This is a genomic window from Streptomyces sp. AM8-1-1 (genome assembly GCF_032229325.1).
In the GTDB taxonomy this organism is placed as follows: Bacteria; Actinomycetota; Actinomycetes; order Streptomycetales; family Streptomycetaceae; genus Streptomyces; species Streptomyces achmelvichensis.
Genome location: NZ_CP135086.1, coordinates 8,323,539 through 8,348,388 on the forward strand (window position 1 = coordinate 8,323,539; position 24,850 = coordinate 8,348,388).

At 68.0% G+C, this 24,850-nt stretch carries 23 protein-coding genes and 3 pseudogenes; 16 read left to right on the forward strand and 10 right to left on the reverse strand.

The window, feature by feature from the left end; translation table 11 throughout:
• Positions 1-98: 98 nt before the first annotated feature.
• On the reverse strand, positions 99-488 hold the full coding sequence (locus RPQ07_RS37070; protein WP_313948657.1) for a lipocalin-like domain-containing protein: 390 nt from the start codon (positions 486-488) through the stop codon (positions 99-101).
• On the opposite strand from RPQ07_RS37070, the gene RPQ07_RS37075 reads away from it, so the two are divergent.
• From RPQ07_RS37075 to RPQ07_RS37085, 3 genes are all read left to right on the forward strand, one after another.
• Positions 420-1,124 carry a pirin family protein gene (locus tag RPQ07_RS37075; protein WP_313948658.1) on the forward strand — a complete coding sequence of 235 codons (705 nt, stop codon included), beginning with the start codon at positions 420-422 and terminating at the stop codon, positions 1,122-1,124. The genes RPQ07_RS37070 and RPQ07_RS37075 overlap by 69 nt on opposite strands.
• A 237-nt stretch (positions 1,125-1,361) precedes the next feature.
• The gene (locus RPQ07_RS37080) at positions 1,362-1,475 is read left to right on the forward strand and encodes a pirin-like C-terminal cupin domain-containing protein (protein WP_313948659.1); all 114 of its coding nucleotides are present in this window, start codon (positions 1,362-1,364) and stop codon (positions 1,473-1,475) included.
• Between the two features lie 608 nt (positions 1,476-2,083).
• The gene (locus RPQ07_RS37085; RefSeq protein WP_313948660.1) at positions 2,084-2,638 is read left to right on the forward strand and encodes an alpha/beta hydrolase; all 555 of its coding nucleotides are present in this window, start codon (positions 2,084-2,086) and stop codon (positions 2,636-2,638) included.
• A gap of 994 nt (positions 2,639-3,632) precedes the next feature.
• Here the strand turns inward: RPQ07_RS37085 and RPQ07_RS37090 are convergent.
• Positions 3,633-4,268, reverse strand: a complete 636-nt coding sequence (locus tag RPQ07_RS37090) for a TetR/AcrR family transcriptional regulator (protein WP_313948661.1) — start codon at positions 4,266-4,268, stop codon at positions 3,633-3,635.
• A 138-nt stretch (positions 4,269-4,406) separates the two neighbouring features.
• Between RPQ07_RS37090 and RPQ07_RS37095 the strand changes: the two genes are divergently transcribed.
• The 5 genes from RPQ07_RS37095 (at position 4,407) to RPQ07_RS37115 (ending at position 10,897) form a co-directional block, all read left to right on the forward strand.
• On the forward strand, positions 4,407-5,552 hold the full coding sequence (locus RPQ07_RS37095; RefSeq protein ID WP_313948662.1) for a VOC family protein: 1,146 nt from the start codon (positions 4,407-4,409) through the stop codon (positions 5,550-5,552).
• A complete protein-coding gene (locus RPQ07_RS37100; RefSeq protein ID WP_313948663.1) occupies positions 5,549-6,487 on the forward strand; it encodes a fumarylacetoacetate hydrolase family protein in 939 nt (312 codons plus the stop codon). Before RPQ07_RS37095 ends, RPQ07_RS37100 begins: the two co-directional genes overlap by 4 nt.
• A complete protein-coding gene (locus tag RPQ07_RS37105; protein ID WP_313948664.1) occupies positions 6,484-8,118 on the forward strand; it encodes a bifunctional 3-(3-hydroxy-phenyl)propionate/3-hydroxycinnamic acid hydroxylase in 1,635 nt (544 codons plus the stop codon). Before RPQ07_RS37100 ends, RPQ07_RS37105 begins: the two co-directional genes overlap by 4 nt.
• Positions 8,115-10,133: an acetoacetate--CoA ligase gene (locus tag RPQ07_RS37110; RefSeq protein WP_313948665.1), complete on the forward strand. Its 2,019-nt coding sequence runs from the start codon at positions 8,115-8,117 to the stop codon at positions 10,131-10,133. The genes RPQ07_RS37105 and RPQ07_RS37110 overlap by 4 nt, the downstream gene beginning before the upstream one ends.
• Before the next feature lie 140 nt (positions 10,134-10,273).
• Complete coding sequence (locus RPQ07_RS37115) at positions 10,274-10,897, forward strand: malonic semialdehyde reductase (protein ID WP_313948666.1); 624 nt, start codon at positions 10,274-10,276, stop codon at positions 10,895-10,897.
• A gap of 353 nt (positions 10,898-11,250) precedes the next feature.
• On the opposite strand, the gene RPQ07_RS37120 is transcribed toward RPQ07_RS37115, so the two are convergent.
• The 5 genes and pseudogenes from RPQ07_RS37120 to RPQ07_RS37135 all read right to left on the reverse strand — a co-directional run.
• Positions 11,251-11,409, reverse strand: coding sequence for a hypothetical protein (locus RPQ07_RS37120; protein WP_313948667.1), 159 nt, complete (start codon positions 11,407-11,409; stop codon positions 11,251-11,253).
• A 190-nt stretch (positions 11,410-11,599) separates the two neighbouring features.
• Positions 11,600-12,349 carry a transposase family protein gene (locus RPQ07_RS37125; RefSeq protein ID WP_313948668.1) on the reverse strand — a complete coding sequence of 250 codons (750 nt, stop codon included), beginning with the start codon at positions 12,347-12,349 and terminating at the stop codon, positions 11,600-11,602.
• A 124-nt stretch (positions 12,350-12,473) separates the two neighbouring features.
• Positions 12,474-13,088, reverse strand: coding sequence for a transposase (locus RPQ07_RS37130; protein WP_313948669.1), 615 nt, complete (start codon positions 13,086-13,088; stop codon positions 12,474-12,476).
• The gene (locus tag RPQ07_RS37895; protein ID WP_413777816.1) at positions 13,085-13,705 is read right to left on the reverse strand and encodes a winged helix-turn-helix domain-containing protein; all 621 of its coding nucleotides are present in this window, start codon (positions 13,703-13,705) and stop codon (positions 13,085-13,087) included. Before RPQ07_RS37895 ends, RPQ07_RS37130 begins: the two co-directional genes overlap by 4 nt.
• Positions 13,603-14,007, reverse strand: a pseudogene (locus RPQ07_RS37135) (IS5 family transposase); the annotation flags it as partial. The gene RPQ07_RS37895 and the pseudogene RPQ07_RS37135, both read right to left, overlap by 103 nt.
• Between RPQ07_RS37135 and RPQ07_RS37140 the strand changes: the two are divergent.
• A pseudogene (locus tag RPQ07_RS37140) lies at positions 13,934-14,608 on the forward strand (transposase); the annotation flags it as partial. The pseudogenes RPQ07_RS37135 and RPQ07_RS37140 sit on opposite strands and share 74 nt — an antisense overlap.
• A gap of 10 nt (positions 14,609-14,618) precedes the next feature.
• On the opposite strand, the gene RPQ07_RS37145 reads toward RPQ07_RS37140, so the two are convergent.
• Complete coding sequence (locus RPQ07_RS37145; protein WP_313948670.1) at positions 14,619-15,038, reverse strand: hypothetical protein; 420 nt, start codon at positions 15,036-15,038, stop codon at positions 14,619-14,621.
• Positions 15,039-15,130: 92 nt separating this feature from the next.
• Here RPQ07_RS37145 and RPQ07_RS37150 point away from each other — a divergent pair.
• From RPQ07_RS37150 to RPQ07_RS37170, 5 genes and pseudogenes are all read left to right on the forward strand, one after another.
• Positions 15,131-15,864: pseudogene (locus RPQ07_RS37150) on the forward strand (transposase).
• A gap of 983 nt (positions 15,865-16,847) precedes the next feature.
• Entirely contained in the window at positions 16,848-17,285 is a 438-nt protein-coding gene (locus RPQ07_RS37155) for a hypothetical protein (RefSeq protein ID WP_313948671.1), read from the forward strand.
• Positions 17,286-17,482: 197 nt separating this feature from the next.
• Positions 17,483-17,905 (forward strand): SsgA family sporulation/cell division regulator, encoded by a 423-nt coding sequence (locus RPQ07_RS37160; RefSeq protein ID WP_313948672.1) that lies wholly within the window; start codon positions 17,483-17,485, stop codon positions 17,903-17,905.
• Between the two features lie 125 nt (positions 17,906-18,030).
• Positions 18,031-18,738, forward strand: a complete 708-nt coding sequence (locus tag RPQ07_RS37165) for a hypothetical protein (protein ID WP_313948673.1) — start codon at positions 18,031-18,033, stop codon at positions 18,736-18,738.
• A 667-nt stretch (positions 18,739-19,405) separates the two neighbouring features.
• Positions 19,406-20,005 (forward strand): hypothetical protein, encoded by a 600-nt coding sequence (locus tag RPQ07_RS37170; protein ID WP_313948674.1) that lies wholly within the window; start codon positions 19,406-19,408, stop codon positions 20,003-20,005.
• An 88-nt stretch (positions 20,006-20,093) separates the two neighbouring features.
• On the opposite strand, the gene RPQ07_RS37175 is transcribed toward RPQ07_RS37170, so the two are convergent.
• Positions 20,094-20,732, reverse strand: a complete 639-nt coding sequence (locus RPQ07_RS37175; RefSeq protein ID WP_313948675.1) for a hypothetical protein — start codon at positions 20,730-20,732, stop codon at positions 20,094-20,096.
• A 343-nt stretch (positions 20,733-21,075) separates the two neighbouring features.
• On the opposite strand from RPQ07_RS37175, the gene RPQ07_RS37180 reads away from it, so the two are divergent.
• Entirely contained in the window at positions 21,076-22,449 is a 1,374-nt protein-coding gene (locus RPQ07_RS37180) for a PucR family transcriptional regulator (RefSeq protein WP_313948676.1), read from the forward strand.
• Positions 22,450-22,467: 18 nt separating this feature from the next.
• On the opposite strand, the gene RPQ07_RS37185 is transcribed toward RPQ07_RS37180, so the two are convergent.
• Positions 22,468-23,676, reverse strand: coding sequence for an acyl-CoA dehydrogenase family protein (locus tag RPQ07_RS37185; RefSeq protein WP_313948677.1), 1,209 nt, complete (start codon positions 23,674-23,676; stop codon positions 22,468-22,470).
• Positions 23,677-23,984: 308 nt separating this feature from the next.
• Between RPQ07_RS37185 and RPQ07_RS37190 the strand changes: the two genes are divergently transcribed.
• Entirely contained in the window at positions 23,985-24,551 is a 567-nt protein-coding gene (locus tag RPQ07_RS37190) for a flavin reductase family protein (RefSeq protein WP_313948678.1), read from the forward strand.
• Positions 24,552-24,850: the final 299 nt, after the last annotated feature.

The window sequence follows — 24,850 nt, forward strand, 5'->3', positions numbered from 1 at the left end:
GAAAGGGAAAAGGAGAAAGAAGATGAGCGGATGATCAGTCAGTCAGTCGTTGTCGCTGCTCGGGCCGCATGGCGGGTTCCCGGCCCGGTTCCACGCCGTCAGGCGTCAGCCCGGCGCCAGAGCAGACGTATCTGGGACTCGTCGGCCCCGGCAGCTGTCAGCTCCAGCCGTCCCGGGCTGAGCTGGACATCGCGTACCAGAGCCGTCCCCGTCCAGGGTGTGTAGTGACTGGCCTGAATATGGTGCATGACGGGCCCGTCCGCCTCGCGCTCCCAGCGTCCGGCATATGCCACGGTCCCGTTGGGTATCTCCTCGAACGCGGATGCGGCCGGGGCATCTTCGGGATGGGCTGTCAGCAGTGCGCTCATCCACCCGTCGGCGGTGTAGAGCAGCGCCCCGCTGGGGCGCTCCCCGAGCGGATGGACGACCGTCCCCTCACGTGTGAGCGAGAAGTCCTCAAGAACCCATGCTCCGATCAAACTGTCCATGTCAGCCTCGCACCGTGCTCCAGTACCGTCGGCCCGACCACGCAGGCTCCAGCAGCACCACGGGGACGCCCGAGTGGCCGGGCCGAGTGGCCGACTCCTGCCGCCCACACAGTCCAGTCAACCTGCGACCGCGGCACCGACTCTTGGACCCGGAGCACAAAGAGTCCGCCCGTTTTGGGCTGCCAGCGCCGTGTGAACAGCGCCGGTCCGCAACCATCCGCTCGGAGCTCACGGATCTGTTCCTGCTGCCGAGCGAGGACTGGTTCTCCTCACCGGGCTTCGAATGGCATCCTCATCGCGGTCTCGAGACGGTCACACTGGGTCCTCGGCGTCCTGGAGCACGGTGACAACATCGGTCATGTTGGCGCGCTGACCACTGGAGGCGTGCGGTGGATGACCGCAGGGCACGGAATCATCCATCGCGAACTCCCCTTCCGCAACGAACGGGCGCACATCCTGCAGCTGTGGGTGAACCTGCCGCGCGAGATGAAGATGGTCGACAACCGTTACCAGGACCTGCTGGCCGTCCGTCACCCCGTCGTCGAGACGGACGGTGTCCGCATCGACCTCATATCGGGCGAGGCCGGCGGCATCCAAGTCCTCGCATTGAACAACTGGCCCATATCCGGAGGGTGATCACCGTCGGGCCCTGCCGACGCCTGGATCATCTGCTGCCCGGCCGGGATCGTGCCTTCGTCTACGTCCTGTCCGGCAGGGTGACTGTCGCCGGGCATCCCGTGTGCGCAGGGGAGATTGCCGGTCCGGCCCCATGCCCCTGGCCTCGCTCTCGACCATCGCGCTGGAGACCGCCGGCGGCGACGAGCGCAGCGTTGTCATGGTCTATAGCGGTGGGCCGATCGGTCAGTCGTCGCGATGGGCGGCCCGTTCGTGATGAACAGCGCGAGCGAAATCGAGCAGGCCTTCCGCGACTTCCGCGGCGGCGGGTTCGGCGACATCCCGAACCAAGCCCGCCTGCAGCTCCGCTGACATCGAGGCCCGGCAGCCCCGTCTTCCCAGAGCGCTTGCCCGCGGCGCGTCACGCACCTTCACTTCCGGCTCCAGCCCAGGGAAGGAGACCTCGGAACCGCGCATCGCTGGATCTGGTGCACCTTGCCACCGCCGTGCTCATTCCCGGACTGATCTACGTCGACATTCGGGAGTGAGACCGTGAGCCTAAAGCGCCACAGCCGGCAGACCTCGCGGTGCCCTCATGCTGAGGGCGACCCAGCAGGATCGGCGGTTCCGGCGACAGCGGGCGGCTGTCGACACGGTGTTGCCTGGCCGAGCTCAGCACCGTCCTCATGACCTACTTGATGAGTGAGTCCGATGTCGGTGCTGGTCGTAACGATAGCGAAAGGCGTCCGTTGGCTCGTGTGAGACCAGCATGGTCGCCCTGGCGTGCATGGTCTGGGCCGCTCACCTCTCCGAGGTTGGGCTGAGCTGCCCACGACGCCCGGAAACCTTCAAGAATGATGGAATCGTCAGTGGTATTGACTGACGCTTCAGTCGTAAGTGAGGATTTCGTCACTTGCCTGAAAGGGCCTGCAACATGAACCGTCAGAACACACATGCCGATCTGCCCTCCGCTGCAGGCGATGCGCGAGCTGTTCGGCGGCCGCTTCTACTGGAACTACTTCCAGACCCCCGGCGTCGCGGAGGCCGAGCTCGGGAAGGACCCGCACGCCACCTTCCGTCGCGTGATGTACGGCCTCTGCGGCGACACCCCGCGCAGCGACCCGCCGGTCGAGCCGCTCGTCCCACCGGGCAAGGGATTCCTGGACCTCTTCGAGGACCCCGAGGAACTTCCCGCCTGGCTCACCGAGGCCGACATCGACACACTCGCGACGGAGTTCACCGAAGCCGGGTTCACCAGCGCCCTCAACTGGTACCGCAACTTCGACCGCAATTGGCAGCTGACCGCCCCGTGGGACGGCGCGCAGTACCGGATGCCCGGCCGCTACATCACCGGCGATCGGGACCTGGTCTACGGTTTCCCGGGGATGGACCAACTCCTCCCCGCCCTGCCCACGCTCCACCCGAGCGTCGGACCGGCGCACATCCTGCCCGGCTGCGGCCACTGGATCGCCGAGGAACGCCCTGGCGAGGTGAATGTGGCGCTTTTGGCATTCCTCGGCGCCCTGAACAGTTGACGATCAGTCGGCTGCGGTCGAAGTCGGCACGTCTTTTGGCAGCTGTCCGCGGGAGCGGCAGGCGTCCACAGTGGTGCGGTCCCCTTGCTCCTGCCTCTCCTTGACTTTTCACGATCGCAGGGGGCATCAGGCGGGGTTGGCGTGATGGCAGGGATGCGGTAGGACCGGGCACGCAGCCGCGGGGGCGGGCGTCCGTGCTCCGCCGTTTCGTGGGCCCGCGCGGCGGCGGCGGGAAGGTGCGTGACCGCCCGCAGGTGTCTGCTGTCACCGGCCGACGTGAAGTGCGCCCCGCGGGCAGCCGCTCCTATCCGTCACGCATCCTCGCGGGTTCGCGCAACATGGCTTTCCAATGATCGTGGCGTCCTGCGCGTCAGTGCCTTCATACTCGGCGGCCTTGGATCCCCGTTCGTCCGCAGTGCGTGACGTTGGCCGCGTCAACCGGAACATCCGCGCACCCTGCCGCTACCATCACGGGTCCTCAACGCGACGTAATCGTCGTGCGGTCGGCCGGCGGGCAGCGCAGCCTGGAGGACGGTATCGCAGGACGTTTTCCAGGGAGGCGCAGCTCTGTGCGAGGGCTGGCCCAGCCGGGTAAGGCGCGCCTCGACGTCGTGGTCCAAGGCCTCGATCGGGTCATTGTGCGAGACGCAGGCCATGTCTGCGCGGGACGGAAGGCGCGCCGCATCGCTACGACCGGCTTGTTGCGCTGAGCAGCCGACGCGCGCGCTTCACTTTGCGGTCGGCGGTTAGATCTGTCTCGGCGCAATGCCGCAGAGCAATGCAGTGACGTGCCGTTGGGGCGTCATCCGGGTCGGTCATCGAGGTATTGCGGCTCGCCGCGAGCAGCCACCTTGAGCTGGCTTTCCCACGTCTCGCTCGCGCCATTGAGTCGTCCGCCCGTTGGGGGAGCGACCCGATCTGCCTCATTTTCGCCACCGACGAGGAGCTCAGGAGCTACCTGCGGATGTGGGCTCCGGAACCGGCGCCAGAAGGCCTATCCGAGGTCGGGCAGGGGCCGCCGGGTCACCTGGTGGGCGTCATCGGGCGGGACGCCCAGCATGCGCAGGACCATCTCGGCTAGGTCCGAGGCTGCCTCTTCACCGTCGAGGTCGGGGCGGTCCAGCCTCAGCGCCACGAGGGCCAGCAGGGTCCCGCCCATGGCGGACAACGCCGTGGTCGGGTCGATGCAGTCGAAGCGGCCTGCGGCGATGCCGCGTTCCAGGTCGCGCAGGGCTCTCGGCGCGAGTCCGCGGTCGGAGTGAATTTGGGCCAGACCGCGATCACGCAGGATCCGCATAAGTTCCGGATGTGAGTCGGCCATCTGGGCGGTGAGCCGGAAGCTTGCCGCGACAAGCTCTGCCGAATCCTCGATCCACGCTGTGCGCTCGTCGATGACCTGGCCGAACTCCTCCAGTGCGTCCGTCACCGCGGCGTCGAATAGGTCCGTCTTCGACTCGAAGTGGTTGTAGAAGGAGCCGAAGCCGACATCAGCGCGGTCGGCGATCATCTGGATGCTGGCGCTGGTGTCCCCGGTCTCCGCGAGGATCTGCCGGGCCGCGCGGACGAGTGCCTGACGGGTCTCGGCGCGGCGCCGCTCGAAGCGGTTCATTGGTGGGGCTGACGTCGGCATACGGGGAAGTGTAACAAGCCTCGCGATGAGTCTGCCATAAGTGATGAGATCATCAACTATTTGGGCCCAGCCTATTGACGATGAGTATCAGCAAAGTTGATGATTTCCTCATTACGGCAATGTTGCTTGGAGGTCACCATGTCCGAAACGCCCGTGAACAGGGCCGATCCTCAGACGCCCCACCAAGATCTCCACAGCGAGCAGGGCGCCCTGCGCGGAGAGCACCCCGGCCGCGCCCGGAATCCCGTGATCAAGGTGGCGGACCTGGCCTGGCTGGAGTTCGAGAAGCCTGACTTGGGCCGGGCCGAGGTGTTCGCGCGTGACTTCGGCTTCGGGATCGCTGCCCGGACTGAGGACGAGCTGTGGCTGCGGGGCACGTTCGCGGGATCGCCGTGCATGGTGATCCGCAAGGGGCCTGCGTCCCGCTTCATCGGCCCGGCGTTCCGCGCGGCCGAACGGACCGACCTGGACCGCCTGGCCCGCGCCACTGGCAGTACGGTCCGGGACATCGGCGTGCCGGGCGGTGGGCAGTCGGTCGCGCTGCTCGATCCCTCGGGCCTGCCGGTCCGGGTCGTGCACTGCGCCGAACAACTGCCCGCGCTGCCCGAGCAGCAAGCGCTGATCCTCAACTTCGGTTCCGATCACCGTCGTACGAACGCCACCCAGCGCCCGCCCCGCGAACCGTCCCGTATCCAACGCCTGGGGCATGTGGTCCTGGAGACACAGGTGTTCGCCCGCACCCTGGACTGGTACCTGGACACCCTCGGGATGATCGTGTCTGACTTCCTGTTCCTCGACGGGCAGCGCGACCGCGGGCCGACGATGGCGTTCATCCGCTGCGACCAGGGCGGCCTGGCCGTAGATCACCACACGCTGGCACTGCATCTGGGGCCGGGCGCCGGATACGTCCATTCCGCCTACCAGGTCACCGACCTCGACGCGATCGGCGCCGGCGGTGAGTACCTGGCCGAGCGCGGCTACAAACGCAGTTGGGGGATCGGCCGGCACATCCAGGGCAGCCAGATTTTCGACTACTGGCGCGACCCCGACCACTTCATGCTGGAGCACTTCGCCGACGGCGACCTCTTCTCCTGCGACCTGGAGCCCGGCTGGGCACCGATGTCGGCAAGCGGCCTGGCCCAGTGGGGCCCGCCGGTCACCCGTGACTTCCTGGGCACCAGCCCGTCTCCCGCCAAGCTCCGCGAGGTCATCGCGGCCCTGCGCGGCGACAACGAACTCGACCCCGCCCGCCTGCTGGGCCTGATGAAAGCGATGAGCTCATGAGCACCAACGTTTTGCGCACCACCGACGGCTGGTGGGTCGTCCGGGCCGAGCGAGCCGTCCGCATCGACACGAAAGCGGTCACCACCGCCGATCTGCTCGCCGACCGGGACGCGGTCCGCGAGGCCGCTTCCTCCGCCGAGAGGGGCACGCCCGTCGCCGACCTGGTAGTGCTGCCTCCGGTCACCACCCCCTGCCGGGTGGTCGCCCAGATGGTCAACTACCGCAGCCATGCCAAGGATTCGGGCTTCACCGGCGACATCCCGGCCACCTTCTTCCGCAAGGCATCCGGATCCGTCAGCGGCCCCCACGACGCGGTTGTCCGCCCCGCTCACGTGGAGTTCCTCGACTACGAGGTGGAACTCGGCCTCGTCATGGGCGCACCTCTGCCCGTGGGCACGGTCGTGGAGGAGGAGGACTTGCCGCGTTACGTCGCCGGCCTCGTCCTTACCAACGACGTCAGCGCCCGCGACGTCCAGCTGACCAAGACCCAGTTCTACGAGAGCAAGTCCTACCCGACCTTCACACCGACCGGCCCGTACCTGGCCCTGCTGGAACCCGACGACTTCGCCCACCTGCTCAACCTGCGACTGCAGCTGTCGGTCAACGGCGCCCCCCGCCAGGACCGCACCCTCGCCGACATGATCGTACGACCCGCGCAGGCCCTCACCCTGCTCGCGCGCTTCCAGACCCTCGACCCGGGCGACCTGCTGCTGACCGGCACCCCCGGCGGCACGGCCCTGAAGGCTCCGCCCAAGCCGATCGCGAAGATCAGTGCGTTGCTGCCGCCCGCGATGAGGTGGAAGGCGTTCTTCAAGGGCCAGGCCAAGAACCCCCTCTACCTGCGCAACGGTGACGTCATCACCGCCACGATCGCCACCGGGGACGGGCGAATCGACCTCGGAGAGCAGCGGACCTCTGTGACGGGCGCCCCGTGAGCGGCGCATCCCGGACACCTGTGGTGATCATCGGTGCGGGACCCGTGGGGGTCACAGCTGCCCTCATGCTCGCCCGGCACGGAGTGCCCAGCATCGTCATGGAACGCCACCACGACGTCTACCCCTTGCCACGCGCCGTTGTCGTGGACGACGAGATCCGCCGGATCCTGCAGAGCGTCGGCGTCCACGAGGAGTTCGCCGCCCTCGCCCGCCCGGCACGCGGGCTACGGCTGCTGGACGCCCGACACCGCGTCATCGCCGAATTCGCACGGACCTCGCAAGGACATCACGGCTTCCCGCAGACCAGCATGTTCGACCAGCCCGAGCTGGAACGCCTGCTGCGCGACGCCTTGGCGGACCGCCCTGAGTGCGAGCTGCTGGGCGGGGTGGAGGTCCTGTCCGTCACTCCGGACACCAACGACCCCGACGCTTCGACCGGTCCGGTCCGGGTCACCTTCCGCCGCGACGGCAGCGACCACGAGGAGCACCTGTGGGCCGACGCCGTCCTGGGCTGCGACGGCGCAGGCAGCATCACACGCGATGCCATCGGCGCCGCATGGGAGGACCTGCACTTCGAGGAGAGCTGGCGAGTCATCGACGTGCGCACCAGCCGCCAGGTGCGCACCTGGGAAGGCGCCGAGCAGATCTGCTGCCCCACCCGGCCTGCCACGTTCATGCGCGTCGGCGAAGACCGCTACCGCTGGGAGTTCCGCCTGCCCGACGATCAGCCCCTGGACGGCCCGGCCGGATGGGAGCGCTTGCGCGAGCTGGTTGCCCCCTGGGTGAACCTGCCGTCCGACCCTTCCCTGGGCGACGACTTCGAGGTGATCCGCCAGGCTCAGTACACCTTCCGCGCCCGCCTCGCAGACCGGTGGCGCCGAGGACGCGTCTTCCTCCTGGGCGACGCCGCCCACCTCACCCCGCCCTTCATCGGGCAGGGCCTGTGCGCGGGCCTGCGCGATGCCCGGAACCTCACCTGGAAACTCGCTCACGTCCTCCAACAGGGCGCGGACGAGGAACTGCTGGACACCTACGAGCGAGAGCGCAAGCCACACGCCCGCCACGTGATCCGCCTCGCGGTCGCCATCGGCTGGGCCATGACCGGCGGACAGGACCGCGGTGCGGCGGTGCGCCGGGCAATCGTGGGCGCAGCCTGCCGCCTTCCCGGCGTGACCGCGGCGGTGAGCCGCGACCTCAGCCCCGCCCTGACCGCCGGCCCGCTGGTACGGCGCCGCCCCAAGCTGACCGGCCGCACGCTGGCCGGCACCTTCTCCCCGCAGCCCTGGGTGCGGCACGAGGGTAGGCGAGTGCGCCTTGATGACCTCCTCGGAGACTCCTTCACCATACTGACCACTGTGCCGCCCACTGCGCAGATGAGGGCCGTGGCCGCGGCACTCGGCGCACGCACCATCCGTGTCGACGACCTGGACGACGAAGGCACCGTGGCCGCCTGGCTGGCCCGCGGCCGGGCCGACGCCGTCCTGCTGCGCCCCGACCGCGTCGTGATGGACACCGTCCCGGCCGGCACCGGCGACTTCACGGACACCGCCGCCTGGGCTCCCTTGCTGCACACGGCCCGCCGTCCCGCCGATGTCCGGCACGTCCCTCTGCCGAGGAGCACCACAGCATGAGCACCCCGCACCCCATGCCGCATCCGGAACCCTTCTTCACTCCCGACCCGAAGTTGGCCGCCCGCAGCCGCATCGCGGACTTTGCCCGATGGGCGGCCCGGCACCAAGGCGCCGAGGAGGCCCCCGACCCCACCGACTACCAAGCCCTGTACCGCTGGTCCGTCACCGACCTCGAAGGGTTCTGGGGCGCTCTCTGGAAGTACTTCGACATCGAGGCAGCGACACCATACGAGCGGGTGCTGGCCGTCGAGCGGATGCCGGGTGCCCGCTGGTTCACCGGCGCCACCCTCAACTACGCACATCACGCGCTGCGCAACCTGCAGGCGGCAGCCCCTGCGATCACCGCGCTGGACGAAACCGGATCCGGATACGAGATCACGGGCCAGCAGCTGCAGACCCGGGTCGCATCCGTAGCAGCCACTCTGCGCGACCTGGGCGTCGGACAGGGCGACAGGGTGGTGGGTTACCTGCCCAACACCCCCCACGCCGTCATTGCCTTCCTCGCCACCGCCAGCCTGGGCGCGGTGTGGTCGGTGTGCGGCCAGGACTATGTACCCAAGGCCGCCGCCGACCGCTTCGCCCAACTCGAACCCACGGTGCTCGTCACGGCGGACGGCTACCGCTTCAACGGCGCCACACACGACCGCCGTGCCGCCTCGCTCGAACTGGCCGCCGCCCTGCCGACGCTGAAGGCCACGGTGCTCGTGGACCACCTGGGGCTTGCGTGGCCCGAGGTGGGGGAATCAGGGCTGACGGTTCCCTGGGAGGACGCGGCCACCCGCACCGAGGACCTCACCTTCGCCCCAGTACCGTTCGACCACCCCCTGTGGGTCGTCTTCTCTTCCGGCACCACCGGACTGCCCAAGGGCATCGTCCACGGGCACGGCGGGGTCCTGCTCGAACACTTCAAGATGCTCGGCCTGCACACTGATCTGAGCACCGGGGACCGCCTGCTGTGGTACACCACGACCCACTGGATGATGTGGAATCTGGTCGTCTCCACCCTGCTGACTGGTGCCACCACCTGCACGTATGACGGCAGCCCAGCGCCGCTAGCGCGCCCGGACGTCATGTGGGAGCTGGCTGCCCGCCACAAGGTCACCGTCTTCGGCACCAGTCCTCAGTACCTCCTGGCCATGGCCAAGCTGGGCATCGAACCCTCCAAGCACGACCTGTCGGCCATCCGCGTCGTCGGCTGCACCGGCTCTGCTCTGCCTGCCTCTGCCTACCCCTGGGTCCGTGACCATGTGGGAGCCGACGTCCAGCTGGCCTCCACCAGCGGTGGCACGGACGTCGTCTCCGGCTTCGCCGGCAGCGCCTCCACCACCCGCGTCTGGGCAGGGGAGCTGTCCGCCCCCAGCCTGGGCGTGGCGTTGGCCGCCTACGACGCGACTGGCACCCCCGTCCTCGATCAGGTGGGCGAACTGGTCGTCACCCGGCCCATGCCGTCCATGCCGCTGTACTTCTGGAACGACACCGACGGCAGCCGCTACCGCGACGCCTACTTCGGCGCTTATCCCGGTGTGTGGCGGCACGGCGACTGGATCACCCTCACCTCTCACGGCTCGGTGATCGTCCACGGCCGCTCCGACGCCACCCTCAACCGCAACGGTGTACGCCTGGGCAGTGCCGACATCCATGACATCGTCGAACGCCTCCCCGAAATCACCGAGGCCCTCGTCATCGGCGCGGAGGAGCCCGACGGCGGCTACTGGATGCCGCTCTTCGTCGTCCCCGCACCCGGTGTCACCCTCGACGACGACCTGCGCGAGCGGATCAGCGAAGCGATCCGCGCCGGCGCCTCACCCCGCCACGTACCCGACGAGATTCTCGCCGTTCCGGCCATTCCGCACACGAAGACCGGCAAGAAGCTCGAGGTCCCCGTCAAACGCCTCCTCCAGGGTGCCCCCGCCGAGCGGGTGCTCAGCCCTTCGGCGGTCGACGCCCCCGACCTGATCGCCTACTTCGCCCGCCTGGGCGCGGAGCGGAACAAGCGGTCAGCACACCACACATGACGTCGGCCAGGGGGCACAGGTGACAGCATTGAATCCTTGTGCGCCGCCCGGCTGCGCTACCCCCGTCCCCACCGCATGGTGTCAGGGCGGTCACCCCGCCCGGCACCAGACCATCCGCACAAACGAAGTAAGAGAGAACCATGAGCATGATCGACCGCGAACCGCAGGCCCTCGACGTCCTCGACGACGCCGGGCGAAAGGTGCTGTTCACCGAGGCGCGCACCGCAAACGCCTTTGCCGCGACGCCCGTTGCCGACGACGAACTCGCCACGATCTGGGAACTCGCCCGCTGGTCGCCGAGCGCCGCCAACGGCCAGCCTCTGCGCGTGCTCTTCGTCCGCACCCACGCGGGCAAGGAGCGACTGAGCCGGCATCTCGACGAGGGCAACAGGGCCAAGACGCTCAGTGCGCCCGCCGTGGCGATCCTGGCGTACGACGTCGACTTCCACGAGCAGATGCCGACAGTCTTTCCCGCCCGCGGCGACATGCTGCGAGCGGCTTTCGCCGACCAGACCGTAAAGCGCGAGAGCCTTGCCGCCTACAACTCGGCACTGCAGACCGGAGTCTTCCTGCTCGCGGTGCGCGCAGGAGGGCTGGCTGCCGGTCCCATGGCGGGCTTCGACCGGGCCGGCGTGGACGAGGAGTTCTTCGCCGGTACCAGCTGGCGGTCACACCTGGTGGTCAACATCGGTCACCCCGGTGTCGACCCGTGGTTCCCGCGGCTGCCCCGCGTGCCCGTCGAGGACGCAGTCGCATGGGCGTGACGGAACTGCCGGCCCCTTTTCACGCGGAATCTGACGTCCGAGCAGCTCGCGAGCAGTCGGCGTAAAGGTCAGCAGGGCCATACTGCGGGCGCCGGTACTCATGCTCTCCTGACTACCGGCGCCCAGCCCCTGCTCGAGGCGACTGCGATGTCCCGACCGCGGCCGCCAACCACGAATGCCTCGCACGCGTGCATCCACTCTTGGGCGCCGATCAGGCGCCATCGGTTCAGCCGACTCTTCTCGATTCCGTCGGCCATTGCCTCAGGCGCGGTCTTCGACCGCTCTGCGGACGTCGCCGCGCTTGTGCCCCTTCACCCCTCCCTCGGCACGCTGGACCATCTCAGCGCAGCGGCCTACTCGGACACCTCCTCAGCCTTGCTATAGGACATGAGCAGGTACTCCATCGGCCCCGATGCCTCCTCGAGGACCGGCGGTGACGCCCATACGACACCGCGCTCGTCGTCCGGGTATCGCGCGACGAGGGCTTCCACGTAGGCGACGATGCGTGGCACCGGAGTACGACAACATCGTCCGACTCCAAGCGCTCGTAGAGCTCGTCGTAGGTCGAGCCCGCTTGGTCGTCGTCGAGTGGATGGTCGCCGTCCCTTACCGCAGGGTCATAGCTCACCAGCGCATCGTCGCAGGCAGCAGTTCCTTCGGACTCAGCAGGCCCTGAGATCGAACCGCCATGAGTGAGCGTTTTCAGCGTTGCCTCTCCAGGGTGAGGATGGCTTTGGCGCTGACGGTCATGCGGTTGGGGCTGGTGCGGGATCTGCGGAAGATCTGCCAGGACTTCAGTCGTGCTATGCCACGTTCGACGGGGGCTCGTGCTTGGGCGAGGGCGCGGTTGAGGGTGCGTTGGGTGGGGGTGAGTTCACCGCCGGGCGGGCGTTTGAGGCCGGTGGTGACCCAGGGGCCGGCGCCGGTGTAGGCGCGGTCGGCGAGGATGGGGACGCGCTGGCGTTGGCAGATCCGGATGATGCGCTGGGTGCGGGCGGCGGTCAGGTCGTGGGTGCGGCCCGGCAGGGCGGGTGAGATCCACAGCACTTTCCCGGCGGGATCGGTGACGACCTGGATGTTGACGCCGTGGCGGCGGTGCTTGGCGGAGTAGTCGCTTCGGTTGTCGCCGACCCGGTCGCACTCGGCGAGGGTGCCGTCGAGGAGGACGAAGTCCGGTTCGTGGTCGCGCAGCGTCTTCAGCAGGGCGGGTGTGCGGTCGGCGAGCAGGCCGGTGACGGCGGTGACGTAGGCGTGGGCGGTGCCGACGGATGTGCCGAAGCCGGCCGCGATGCGGGCGAGGGTGTCGTGGCGGCGCAGGTACACGAGTGCGACGAGCGCACGCCGGTGCGGCGGGAGCTTTCGCCGCCGGTCACCCTCGCGGGTGACGATGAGCATCGTGACCCACTCGACCAGAGCGTGAGGCAGGTCGAGTGCGGCAGGATACGGAACCAACAGGGCTCCTGTGCTGCTGGGTTGAGACGTCGAACACCTCTCTCAACGGCACTGGAGCCCTGTCCGTTGCGTACACCCACCGCATGACCCCGGCGTCACTCGATCGGTGGCCACGTTGAAAGGCTCAGTGATCCGAAAGAGAGCTCCTACTGAACTTTTTTCGTAAGTTCGGTGGGTGTGGTGGGTGGATGGTCAGGCCGGTGTGGGTGAGGAAGGACCATGGGAGTTGGGGGTTGTTGTTGATGCGGTGGATGCCTTGTTCGGTGGCGTCGGCGACATCGGCGAGGTGGTCGCCGGCGAGGTTGGCGAGTTCACGCTTCTTGAGCGAAGACCAGAGCAGTTCCACCGGGTTCAGCTCGGGAGCGTAGGCGGGTAATCGTTCCATGGTCAGCCAGTCCTGTTCGGCGACCCAGGCCCGCATCGCCCGGCTCCAGTGGGCGGACAGGCCGTCCCAGACCAAGACCACCCGCTCGCCGCGGTAGAACACCTTCATCTGCTCCAGGACCTCGATCAGCCCGGCGGTGTCGTAGCTGCCGGGCTTGAGATGGAAACACAGGCGGGCCCCGCGATCGGGGTCGGTGGAGTGGTAGCCCAGGGCCCCGGCCATCGAGGCCCGCTTCCAGTTCAGGCGGTGCCGCAGCAGCGGCGTCCGACCTCGGGGCGAGTAGGTGCGGCGGATCTGAGGGAGCAGGGAGACGCCCGATTCGTCGAGGAAGACGATCCAGGCACGTGTGTTCACCGCCCCCTTTTGATCCGCGGCCACTCATGCGCGACCCACCGGGCGATCTCCGACTCATCCCGCTCGACCGCCCGCCGCTCGGGCCGCTGCAGACTCCACCCGAGCCGGCCGGTCAGCAGCCGCCACACGGACGCCCTCGACAGACACACCCCCGTCGCCCGCTCCACGACCGCGCCGACTCGCTCCAATGTCCACAGGTCAGCCTCGAAACCATGAGCCTGAGCACCTTGTTCCAATGCGGCCCGGACCGTCTCGACCTGGGCATCGTCCAGCTTGGGCGGTCGGCCGGTGGCCGCACGCCGCCGCAGGGCCGAAGCACCGCCTTCCTCCCACACCCGCCGACATCGCCGCACGCTCTCGGCACACACACCCACCGCGCGCGATCTCCGTATTCGAGGCATCCTCCTCGAACAACTCGACCGCCCGAACACGCCGAGCCTCCGCCAACTCAGGCCGCGACAAAGGAGGAAGAGACGAGCCAGCCGAAGAGGGCGAGGGTTGATAAGACGTTGTTTCACTTGGTTAGTCGGCGGTGGTTGATGAGGCTGGTGGCGATGGCGGTGAAGGCCAGGAAGTGCTCGGGTTTGCGTTCGTAGCGTCGGTGGAGGCGTCGGCATCCGCTGAGCCAGGACATGGTGCGCTCGACAACCCAGCGGTGTCGGCCCAGGCGCTGTGAGTTCTCGACGCCGCGTCGGGCGATGCGAGGAATGATGTTCCTCTCGCGGAGCCATCGCCGCAGGTAGGGGTAGTCGTAGCCCTTGTCGCCGTGAAGCTTTGCCGGCCGGCGACGCCGCGGTCCGTGTGGGCTGCGGACGGGCGGGATCCCCATGACGAGGGGTTGCAGTGCCAGGCTGTCGTGGGTGTTGGCGGCCGAGATGGCGACCGAGACGGGCAGGCCGGCACGATCGACGACGAGAGAAGCCGACGCCGAACGGCTTCGCGAGGTCTTCCGGACCGACTGGGCCCAACAGCCGGAGCTGGTCGAGGACGCACTTGGCAAGCAGATGCTTGCTCTCCTGATTCAGCTGGAGGCCGCCTGCACCACCGCCGCCAACCTCGCCGAGGCGGTTGAAGAGGCATTTCCTCAGCACCCAGACGCTGAAATCATCCTCAGCTTCCCCGGCCTGGGCACCCAGCTCGGCGCCCGCGTGCTTGCCGAGATCGGCGACGACCGACAACGATTCGCCGACGCCCGCGGCTTGAAGGCATACGCCGGCGCCTCACCCATCACACGAGCCTCCGGCAAGAAGTCCAGCATCACCCGACGCTGGGTGAAGAACAACCGCCTCAACCACGCTGGCTACCTCTGGGCCTTCTCCGCGATCACCGCCTCACCCGGCGCCAAAGCCCACTACCGGCGACGACGCGACAACCACGCGGACTGGCACGCCGCCGCCCAGCGCAACCTCTTCAACCGCATGATCGGCCAGCTCTACCACTGTCTCCAGCAGCGTCATCCATATGACGAGACACTGGCCTTCCCAGCACCGGCCACCGAGGTCACCACAGCGGCCGCATAGCGCAGTGCGTTTACTGGCCTGGGGACGTCACCCAGGGAGCGAACCGCTGATCGGGGCCTGCATCCTCGCGCCAATACCGCAGGACCGATTCCTGGACGATGTCGAGGCGCTCTGCGGCGATGAGACACGAGACCGGCTCCTGCCCACCGGCGTCGGCTTCGAAGGCGACCACGATGGGCGGCTGCTCTCCGAGCTGACGAGTGACTTTCAGGAGCTCGTCGGGCGACGGGGATCGGAAGACCGGATCGTGAAAGCCGGACGGACAACTGACGAAGATCGGATCGCCGAAGATCAGCTCCAGGCCGTGGCGGTAGGTCAAGTCGTGGCCGGCGGCGAGCCTGAGCTGCCCGCCGTCCCAGGCGACGACGTCCCAGTCCCACCAGGACCCTTCGGGAAGCTGGATCGCAGTATGCGTTCCTTCGGCATCCACCGGCGGCCTCCTCATCCCGTTCGAACAGATCGACAGGCTACACAGCGGCTGCGAGCGTGCGGCTTGACGAGTTAGGCCCCTGAGGTGTCTGGATAGGTCTCTTCACCGGGTTGAGCCCGCGCTGCTTCAGCAAGTTGGTGACCGCCGTGCGGCGGGAAGGGGCGGACTCGGTCCGCAAGGGCCGGCCGTGGAGCCTGCCGCTGGAGGACCGCGTGCTCCTGGTCGCCGCGTACTGGCGCACGAACCTGACGCTGCGCCAGCTGGCCCCGCTGTTCGGGGTGTCGAAGTCGGCCGCCGACCGCATCATCGACCACCTCGGGCCGGCGCTCGCGCTCCAGCAGCGCAAGCGGTTCCGCAAGGGCACCGTGCTGATCGTGGACGGCACCCTGGTTCCCACCCGCGATCACTCCATCGCCGAGCAGTCGAAGAACTACCGGTACTCCACCAACCACCAGGTCGTCATCGACGCCGACAGCCGGCTCGTCGTCGCCGTCGGCCGGCCGCTGCCCGGCAACCGCAACGACTGCAAGGCGTGGGAGCTGTCCGGCGCCAAGGACGCCGTCGGAAAGACCACGGTGATCGCGGACGGCGGCTACCGGGGCACCAGCCTGGTCATCCCGCACCGACGCGAGCGCGGCCAGGCACAACTCCCGGCCTGGAAAGAGGAACACAACACCTCCCACCGCAAGGGCCGCGCCCGCGTCGAGCACGCCTTCGCCCGCATGAAGAGCTAGAAGATCCTCCGGGACTGCCGTCTGAAGGCGACGGCGTCCACCACGCCATGCTCGGCATCGCCCGCCTGCACAACCTCACCCTCGCCGGCTGACGAAGGAGGCACACGCCATCGAGCGCGCCGTAGATCATTTACGGGACAGCCCTTAGCCTCCCGACCTCAATGATCGTCCCCCGGCGTGCGATGGGGCCGACACCGAAGTCCGAACCTTCTGGTTGCCGTGCTCTGCTGTCCCTTTGCGCCCGAACGGTGCCACCGGGAATACCGCAACTACCAAGGCCGCACCGCCGGAAGTTCCATCACGCGAGCGCCGACCAGGTTGCACGACCGTCAGCACTCACGCAGCGCTGCGCGCCCGGTCCTGGGGCCCGATCTCGGCGGGAGTAGAAGCCGGGCCAGGCTGGTCGTGCCGCCCCTGCCACCGAGACTCGCCGTCGCGCCGACTGCGACAGCAGCCGGGTCTGCCTCGCCGGCGACATCGTCGGTCGATGCCCCTCCGCTGGCTGCCCGCTGCCACCCCGAGCTACCTAGGTACCGCAGATCGCCGTGGTGCTTCACGGCCGCGAACTCCTGGCCTTCTGTGCGTACGAACGGCGCGGCTGCCCTGGCTGTCAACCGCATGTCATGCAGAGAAGCCGCCTACCGGACCGCCTAGCCCAGCGAATGATGAGTCGGGGCCGCGCAACCAAGGATCGGCCGGACATTGGCCGGGCGCGGGCCACCGAGGTGCTGCCACGGACGGCTGCCCTCGGTCCGATCTCCGCCGCAGTTTCCTACCTGGTGGCCTGGCCATCACGACGTCACGCCCGCCGCCGAACGTGACGTGCCTCCTACGGCGTCGCTTTGCACTCGCATTTCCATACGGCGTATGGTTAACTCTGGGAGTGGTTCCATACAGCGTATGGAACCCTGGGTCCTGCTGGACTAGCGAATGCTCGGCATCGGCGGCGCGACGAAGCGCCACCGACCCACCTGGAGCGGCGAACGCCGGTGCATTCGCGCAGCGCCCACGAAGCGAAGCACTGACATGAGCGTCGTCGCGCTGACGAGTCGCTCACTATCGAAGGAGAAAACCCATGAGTAACTTCAAGAAGCGCGTGTTCGTCGCCATAGCCTCCATGGCCGTGGCAGGCGGAGCTGTCGTCGGCGCTGGGGGCACCGCGTCGGCTGCACCGTCGACGTCTGGGCATGCCCAGCACCGCACCGTCAGTGTCGAGGGCTACGACGGTGGTGACGGCCGTGATGGCGAGTACAGCTGGGTGAGCTACGACGGTGGTGACGGCCGTGATTACGACGGTGGTGACGGCCGTGATGGCGAGTACAGCTGGGTGAGCTACGACGGTGGTGACGGCCGTGATTACGACGGTGGTGACGGCCGTGATGGCGAGTACAGCTCGGTGAGCTACAACGGTGGTGACGGCCACGGAAGTGACCAGGGCGAAAGCTCCTCGTGGGGCGGTCATAGTGGGGGCCGCGACAGCGGGAGCCACGCAGGTCACAACAGTGGCCGCTGATACGAATAGGGCTCTCGTGCGGTAAGCGAGGTCGCCTGCATCCCTGTGATGCCCCGGCCGTGAGCGGTGGCTTCGCCAATTCCTGCTGACCGCTCGGACACCTGGCGACGGCACGAGATGTAGCTCCTGTGAGCGCTCTCGTGCCGTCCGCTTCCGCCGCAACGTCTCCAATGACCTGAGGCACAAGGAGTGAATTGATGAAGTCAGTGAGAACCGTGATACAGGGTCTACCTGTACAGCTTGTTGTCTCGCAGGAGATGTCTCTGCCCATGTGCATGAGGTTGCGGTACGAGCCAAGCGATCCGTACGCCGTTCGTGTCGCGTTCACCGCGGAAGGCAGCGACGAGACGGTGGAATGGATCTTCGGACGCGATCTGCTGATCGATGGCCTGAAAGGCCCCGTTGGCGAGGGAGACGTTCAGATATGGCCAGCTAGCGACCGCGACCGCGGTGCTCTGTACATCATTCTCAAGCCGCCAGACGGTGTGGCGTTGATCCGAGCTACGGCGCAGGACATCAAGAGGTTCGTGCACGAGACGGAGGCACTTGTGCCGAGAGGATCAGAGTCCGAGTGTGTTGACCCGGACGCTCTGCGGAAGCACCTCCTCGCCGAAGGGTGAGGGTCTGATGCCCGGGACCACGGTTGCGGCAATGGTGCCGCTGCAGGTCGAGAGCGTCTGCCAAGCTGCCGGTGCTCGACAGGCTACGTTAGCGTGCTCGCCTTGCTGAGTGGCACACTGAATGTGTGCTTCTGCTGATGGCCGCCGTTGATCAGAATGCGTCTTCTTCGCTTTCTGCTGCCAGCGTTGTGTCGATCAGTGCACTGGTCTTCACTGTTGCCTCATTCTGGTGGATCAATGCCAGGCAGGGGCGCCTGGAGACATGGGAGCCTCAGTCCTTTGCAGCGATTTGCCGCGGCTCCATGGTTCGCCTGCGGCTTCCGCTCGTCTTTCACAACACCGGTGCTAAGCCGATAGTCGTGCACGACCTCATGCTGAGCTTCCCCGATGAGCCCGTCTCGCATCTGCCGCTCCTGTGGAAGGCGTCACCATCCCGTCTCCAACCCGGGCCGGACGAGGAATCGAAGTTGCCAGCCGTATTCGTTGTGCCTGGCAGAGAGGCGCAACAATTCTTCATCGAGTTCGAGGCACCGTTTTCTGGGTTGATACCGGAAGCCCGTGACTACAAGGTCCGAATCCAAGTCAGGGTCGGCCACCGCAAGGGTTGGCGTTCGCTTCTTACGTTCACCTTGAGAACCACCAACATCACTTACCCCGACCGGTACACCGTCTACAACAACGTACCTGTTGAACTGACGAAGGAAGACCGGAAGAAGGCAGACAATGCGCTTTGGGAGCTGTTGGAGGAAACCGGGGAGAGATCTTCCGACAAGGGCGAGGGCAAACGGCGAAACTCGTCGAGCGACGAGGGCAACTCCGGTACGAACTTGTAGGTCGGCAACTGGTAGACACTGCATGTGATCCGGTTCGCTGTCCTCCCGCCGTAGCGGTCGGCTGGACCGCTCTCTCCGGGCAGGCCAGCCGAATGGGCCCCCTGACCGATGATTCGCAGCACTCCTGCCGCAGGTCGCTGCCCTCGGTCACGACGAATCGCCCCGGCCGGCAGTCGATGAGCAGCCGAGCGTTGTAGGCATCCTGCACCATCCAGATGTCACGCCCCAGGTGGAGGGTGCGACGCCAGCCCGGCACGTTCCGGGGGCCGTCGAACGTGTCATAGGACGACGCTCGTTCCACTGCCTCCACTGGGCACGGCACCTGGGCCTGCAGGCCGGCGGCCGCAGACCGTTCGCCGGAGTAGGTGTCGGAGGTGTCGTTCCCGGTTTGTACGCCGCAACTCTCGCCGGCGACTGCGACCTGAGATTCCGCGTTACGAGGTGTTCCCTTTCGGGCACGACGAGTTGCGTGACCGCGAAGGAGCCCAGCCTGCGGTCGCTGATTTCGCGTACGCTCCTTGATGGCTCATCTGACCGCCCCGCATAACGCGTGCCAGGCCGCTGCCTACGCACACGGACGGGTTGCTCCTGATCTGGGCCCATACCGGTGACACCGCAGGTGGGTAGAGTCCGCCTTCAACACGCCCCGCAACAGAGGAGCCCTCATATGCCCGCGCAGGAGACCACCCCCCTCAAGACCACATACGCCGACAAGGTTGCCGTCGACCTTGCTGAGAACACCGCCGAGCAGGACCGCATCCGCGCCGAGCTCGACGATCTGCAGGCCCAACTTGCCACCCTGGAAGCCGACCAGACGCTGCTGAAGGTCATGAGCGCCGCCCTCGGCAACACCACGGCCGCACTACCCCAACCCCGGCGGGGTGCGAAGAAGGACACCGCCAAGAAGACCACCACCGCGAAGAAGACAGCCAGGACCGCACCGACAGCCAAGCCCGAGGCGAAGAAGGCTCCGGCAAAGAAGACCGCGGCAAAGGCCGGCGGGGACAAGAGCCCGGCGCTGACCGAGCTCATCCACACACACCTGACCGGCCAGAGCGAGCCGCGTACGGCGCAGGAGATTGCGAAGGCCCTCGCTGAGGCGCATCCGGGCCGGAACGTGAACGTCAACTTGGTGCGCACGACGACCGAACGCCTGGTGGGCCGCAGCCGCGTCGAGCGGGTCAAGGAGGGTTCGACCGTCTACTACACCGCCCAGACGGCCGCTGACACTGGCGATGAGGAAAAGGCGACGGCCGCCGCCTCCTGACCGCGATCGCGCTCGCGCAACTCCCGTACGAGCGACAGAACCCGGCACCGACACCAGGCGATGTTCCGGCTGGGGCCCTTCGACGTGCTCAACGTCGCTGGCTACCGCGCTTGCCAGCATGCGGAGCACCCTGTCGCTGACCGCGGCGGGCCTGCCCGGGCGTACGACGCTGGGGCTCGTCCCCGCCGGTCGGTGTGGGGGAGGAGAACCCGACCGCCACCGGAGTCCCGGCCGGTGCGGCCGACTCCGGGGCACGTGGCCCGCCCTGTTCATCGCGCCCCGCCCGCTGCCACTGACGCTGCTCCGGTGCCGTGGCGGCGGGTTCGGCAGATGGTGCGGGGAGGGCGACGAGGCGGGTGTGGGTCATGAGCTTGGCGCATGCGGTGCACACCTCGGCGAGGTGCCAGACGCAGCCGACGGCCGGGTCGTGCCGCAGCACCAGGACGGTGCTGCCGGAGCAGTGGACGCGCATGCCCTCGTGGGTAGTGCAGCTCTGGGCCCAGCACTGGCACGAGGCCCGCTCCCGTACTCGGGCGGCTTTCGCGTGGGAGGCGGCGTGCAGGGCGGCGAATCGGCGCAGCCCGGCGATGTCCCGCGACTTGGCGGGCATCGTGCACGCTCCGGTACAGGTCACGGTCCCCGTCCGGTCCGTATGCCCGGTCAGGCGCACGGTCCAGGTGCGGCCCGGCGGACGGCCGGTGGAGAGTTCGATGGGGGTTGTACTCACACGCTAGCCGTCCATTCGACGAGTTCAGGAATTGCGACACATGATGACTTCCCCGCCCCGCGGGCGCCGGCACCGGGCTGGGGCGCGTTGGTGTCTCGGCGCGGCCGGCGGCTCATCCGGAGCACGCATGCGGGTGAGGTTGTCTGGTGGCCCGCGGCCAGAGCGCTGTACCACAGGCAAGGTCACTCTTCTTAGCGCAAGGCCGTGAAGTTACGGTATGCCTGATCGCAAGGTCGGCTGTGGATCTCGCGGGGGGCGGACGCAGGAAGCAGGGCTCCGGTAGAACGGCTTGTCCTTTAGGACGAGTCGTTCACCACGGGAGCTCCGCAAGGCACAGCAGCGCATGCTGCTTTACGACGGCAAGGGCGGCGTCATGACGGCTCACCACACATCCGGTCCAGCCGACTGGATCTACCGGCTCGCTCCCGGCCGTGGGGACGCGCCGCGTACTCCCGCCAGTTCGGCCCAGAGCATCCCCGAGGCGACCGACCGCCTCGGCCCCCAGCCCGTGGCCTGGGCCATAGCTGTCGGTGACGAGCTGGCCCGTGTCATCATCCACGAGGTTCCCGAACTGGGAGGCGGACCGGCGCCCTACGAAACGCTCCGGATGGGGACCGAAGCCGCGACGCTGTACGCGCTGCTCCTGCTGGCCGACCCTGCGGCCGACCGGGTTATCCCGGAGGAATCCCTGCTGGGAGACCGCGAGTTCGCTCGCAGGCGCCTCGGCCTGGACAAGGTGCTGCGCGGCATCCGCGTCGCCCACGCTGCGCTGACGAACGCCCTGATGGCCGCGTGCCAGGAAATCGTTCCGTTGCCCGTACGCGCGGAGCAGTTCCGCCGCGTCTCCGAGCTGCTCTTCGGCTTTGTCGACGAGTTCTCCTCGCGGATGACCGCCGAGTACCTGGCCGAGCACGACCGCTGGCTCACCAGCGGCGCCGCAGCCCGCGAGGAGACCGTCCGCTTGATTCTCGGCGGTCAACCGGTACGGCAGGAAGCCGCAAGTGAGCTCCTCACCTACCGGCTTGAGGGCCGCCATCTCGCCGTCATCGCCTGGTGTGACAGCCCGACCGCGGACGCCGCCGGCGATCTGCAGCGGGCGGCGGCCGAACTGTTGCACCGGCGCGGCTGCACGTCGACCCTGGTCATCCCCACCGGCCGGACCACTGTGTGGGCGTGGGGAGAACCCCACACCGCGCCCCCGACCGGCACGCCGGGTGAATTGCCGTGCCAGGAAGGCATCCGTTTCGCCTGCGGCTCGGTACGCCAAGGGCTGCCGGGTTTCCGCCAGTCGCATGAGGACGCCCAGCACACGGTCCGAGTCATGCAGCTCAACCCCGGCAGCACGGACTCGGTCGTCGACTACCCGGATGTCGAGCTGGCGGCCCTGGTCTCGGCCGACCTGCCCGCCCTGCGCCGCTTCGTGAGTGACGAACTGGGGGCACTGGCGGCGGACAGCCGGCACGCGGGCCAATTGCGCCGGACGCTGCGCCTGTACCTGCGCAACGAGCGGAGCCTGACGGTCGCCGCGGCGCAGCTGCACGTCGCGCGCAACACCGTCACCTACCGGGTCAAGCGTGCTCAGGAACTGCTCGGGCACGACCTGACGGACCGACTGCCCGAGCTGATGACCGCCCTGGAGGCCGCGCAGACGCTGGGCCCCGCCGTGCTCCGACCGGAGGAAGTTGACTCGCATGACGTTGCTTCCCGACGCTCCTGACGATTCCGGCTGATCCGCTCAGATCAGGGGAGTGACCTGCTCCTCGATGCCCAGCAGCGCCCGCCCGTACAACTCGCCGGCGATGGCCGGGTTGATCACCGCATGCCGGCTGCCCGTCTCCTGGTCCCGCCAGATCCGCTGCAGCGGATTGGCCTCGGCGAAGCTGCCGGCGCCCTGGATGCTCAGCAGCAGATCGAGGGCCTCACGGGAGCGGCGGGCCACGTAGCCGGTGTCCATCCGCACCCGGGCCCGCGTCTCGAACGGCATGTACTCGCCGCGGGCAGCCCAGCTGTCGATGTCGTCCGCGGCCCGCATCATGTGCAGGCGGGCGGTGTCGATCAGCTGGGCCGCCTCGGCCAGCTGGATCTGCGTGGACGGGGCCTCACTGGCGCGCTCGTAGAAGGTGTAGGAGATGCCCCTGCCCTTGGCGAGGGAGGCGGTGACCACGTCCATGCCGGCCTGCGCCAGGCCCACCTGAGGTCCCGCCAGCACCAGCGCGAGCACCGGAACCAGCGCCGAGCGATACAGCGCCTCGTCCTTGCGTTCGGTCGGATAGGTGCCCTGCACGCCCTGGGTCACCGACATGATGCGGTGCGCGGGTACGAAGACCTCGTCGGCGACGAGGGTGTTGCTGCCCGTGCCCCGCATGCCGGCCACGTACCAGGTGTCCTCGATCGTCAGCTCCTCCATCGGGATGAGAGCGGAGCCCTGGTCGACCTGCTGTCCGGAGGCGTCCACCACGGGGACGCCGAGGCACGCCCACTGAGAGTGCAGGCTGCCCGAGGCGAAGCCCCAGCGTCCGGTGACGAACAGTCCGCCCTCGGCGGCCCGGCTGGTGGCACTGGGGGCGAGCACTCCGCACACCCGTGCGTCCGGGTTCTCGGCCCACACCTCCTGCTGGGCCCGCTCGGGGTAGAGGCCGACCATCCAGTTGCAGACGTTGATCAGCGTTGTCACCCAGGCCGTGGAACCACATCCGCGCGCGAGCTCGGAGGTGATCTCCAGGAAGGTCCTGATGCCGGCCTCGTGACCGCCAAGGCGCCGCGGCACGGTCAATCGGAACAGCCCCGCCTCGGACAGGGCCGCGATGTTCTCCTCGGCCACCTTGCGGTCCGCTTCGGTGCGGGCGGCGTTCTCGCGCAGCAGGGGCACCAGTGCCGCCGCACTCTCCTTCAGCGCCGCCGCGGACGCGGCGGTCGCCTGCGGGGCGGATGTGGTCGTGGTCATAAGTCCTCCGGAGTCTCGCGGCTCATGTGGCGGCACCCACCTGGCGAGGTGCCGCCACCGGCATTCCACGCCCGATCCGCATCGCTGTCGTGTGTCCGGGACCGCAGAATTCGTCTCGCCAGTTGGGCCACCGGACCAGCTCGGCGACAACTTGACTCCGTGGCCCGAAGTCGTGCGCACAAGTTGGCCGCCCAGCCCAATGCCTTGCGGAGGTAACCGTGGATTCACTGGAGTGAAACCCGCGCCACCGACGCCGCGAGCGACGGCAGGCGCCGCATGGTCCGGCTCCCGCTCCCCTGGAGATTGCTGTGTCCGCAACCGCCCTTGCCGCAACAGACCTGACCGCCGCCACGGCTGAGCCCGCGGTGTTCCGCCGCGTACTCGGCCATGTGCCGACCTCGGTATGCGTGGTGACCGCCACGACGCCGCAGGGCCCGGTGGGCGTCACGGTAGGCAGCTTCACCTCCGTCTCCCTCGACCCGCCTCTCGTGGTCTTCTACTGCGGCCGGCAGTCTGCCAGCGCACAGGCGATCATCCGCTCAGGGCACTTCTGCGTGAACGTGCTGGCCGAAGACCAGCAACAGGTGTGCGCGGCCTTCGCAGGCCGCTCGGCCAACCGGTTCAACACCGGCGACTGGGAACTGACGGACCAGGCGGCTCCGCGCCTCGGCGGGGCGGCGGCCTGGATCGAGTGCGACGTGGAGGACAGTTTCCCTGCAGGCGACCACGTAGCGGTGGTGGGCCAAGTGCAGCGTCTGGCCGCGGCCGGCGGCCCCCGCAAACCCTTGATCTTCCACCGCGGCCAACTGGTCCGCCTCGATCGTGCCTGCGGCATGCACGTGCCCACCCATTCCTTCGACTGGTGGGACATCTGACCTCGTCCAGGACCACGCCATCGACAGCTATGAGCCCGGACGACGACGTCCGTACGCCCGCCGACCCGCGTCGCCTGCTGGCGGAGGTACGGCGCGGCGACTATGCCGTCGGTCACCAGAGTCGTCCCTGGCAGATGAGTACCGTGGCCGCACCGGTGCGGGACGGTGACGAGGTGGCGGCGGCGTCGTCGCTCGTGGCCCCGGCACCGGTGCGCCGAACCCGGGCTACGGTCCGGCCCTACTGTCTACGGCCCGTGCAGTCTCCCGTCGTCTGGCTGAGGACGGCGGTCGGGCCATGC

Bases quoted from the DNA above. Each gene is read 5' to 3' on its own strand.
- RPQ07_RS37115 (WP_313948666.1), top strand. From the start codon at position 10,274: ATGAGCATGATCGACCGCGAACCGCAGGCCCTCGACGTCCTCGACGAC.
- RPQ07_RS37100 (WP_313948663.1), top strand. From the start codon at position 5,549: ATGAGCACCAACGTTTTGCGCACCACCGACGGCTGGTGGGTCGTCCGG.
- RPQ07_RS37155 (WP_313948671.1), top strand. From the start codon at position 16,848: ATGAGTAACTTCAAGAAGCGCGTGTTCGTCGCCATAGCCTCCATGGCC.
- RPQ07_RS37075 (WP_313948658.1), top strand. From the start codon at position 420: ATGGACGACCGTCCCCTCACGTGTGAGCGAGAAGTCCTCAAGAACCCA.
- RPQ07_RS37110 (WP_313948665.1), top strand. From the start codon at position 8,115: ATGAGCACCCCGCACCCCATGCCGCATCCGGAACCCTTCTTCACTCCC.
- RPQ07_RS37070 (WP_313948657.1), bottom strand. From the start codon at position 488: ATGGACAGTTTGATCGGAGCATGGGTTCTTGAGGACTTCTCGCTCACA.
- RPQ07_RS37085 (WP_313948660.1), top strand. From the start codon at position 2,084: ATGCGCGAGCTGTTCGGCGGCCGCTTCTACTGGAACTACTTCCAGACC.
- RPQ07_RS37095 (WP_313948662.1), top strand. From the start codon at position 4,407: ATGTCCGAAACGCCCGTGAACAGGGCCGATCCTCAGACGCCCCACCAA.
- RPQ07_RS37170 (WP_313948674.1), top strand. From the start codon at position 19,406: ATGCCCGCGCAGGAGACCACCCCCCTCAAGACCACATACGCCGACAAG.
- RPQ07_RS37090 (WP_313948661.1), bottom strand. From the start codon at position 4,268: ATGCCGACGTCAGCCCCACCAATGAACCGCTTCGAGCGGCGCCGCGCC.
- RPQ07_RS37895 (WP_413777816.1), bottom strand. From the start codon at position 13,705: ATGCCGACGCCTCCACCGACGCTACGAACGCAAACCCGAGCACTTCCT.
- RPQ07_RS37180 (WP_313948676.1), top strand. From the start codon at position 21,076: ATGCTGCTTTACGACGGCAAGGGCGGCGTCATGACGGCTCACCACACA.
- RPQ07_RS37160 (WP_313948672.1), top strand. From the start codon at position 17,483: ATGAAGTCAGTGAGAACCGTGATACAGGGTCTACCTGTACAGCTTGTT.
- RPQ07_RS37185 (WP_313948677.1), bottom strand. From the start codon at position 23,676: ATGACCACGACCACATCCGCCCCGCAGGCGACCGCCGCGTCCGCGGCG.
- RPQ07_RS37080 (WP_313948659.1), top strand. From the start codon at position 1,362: ATGGGCGGCCCGTTCGTGATGAACAGCGCGAGCGAAATCGAGCAGGCC.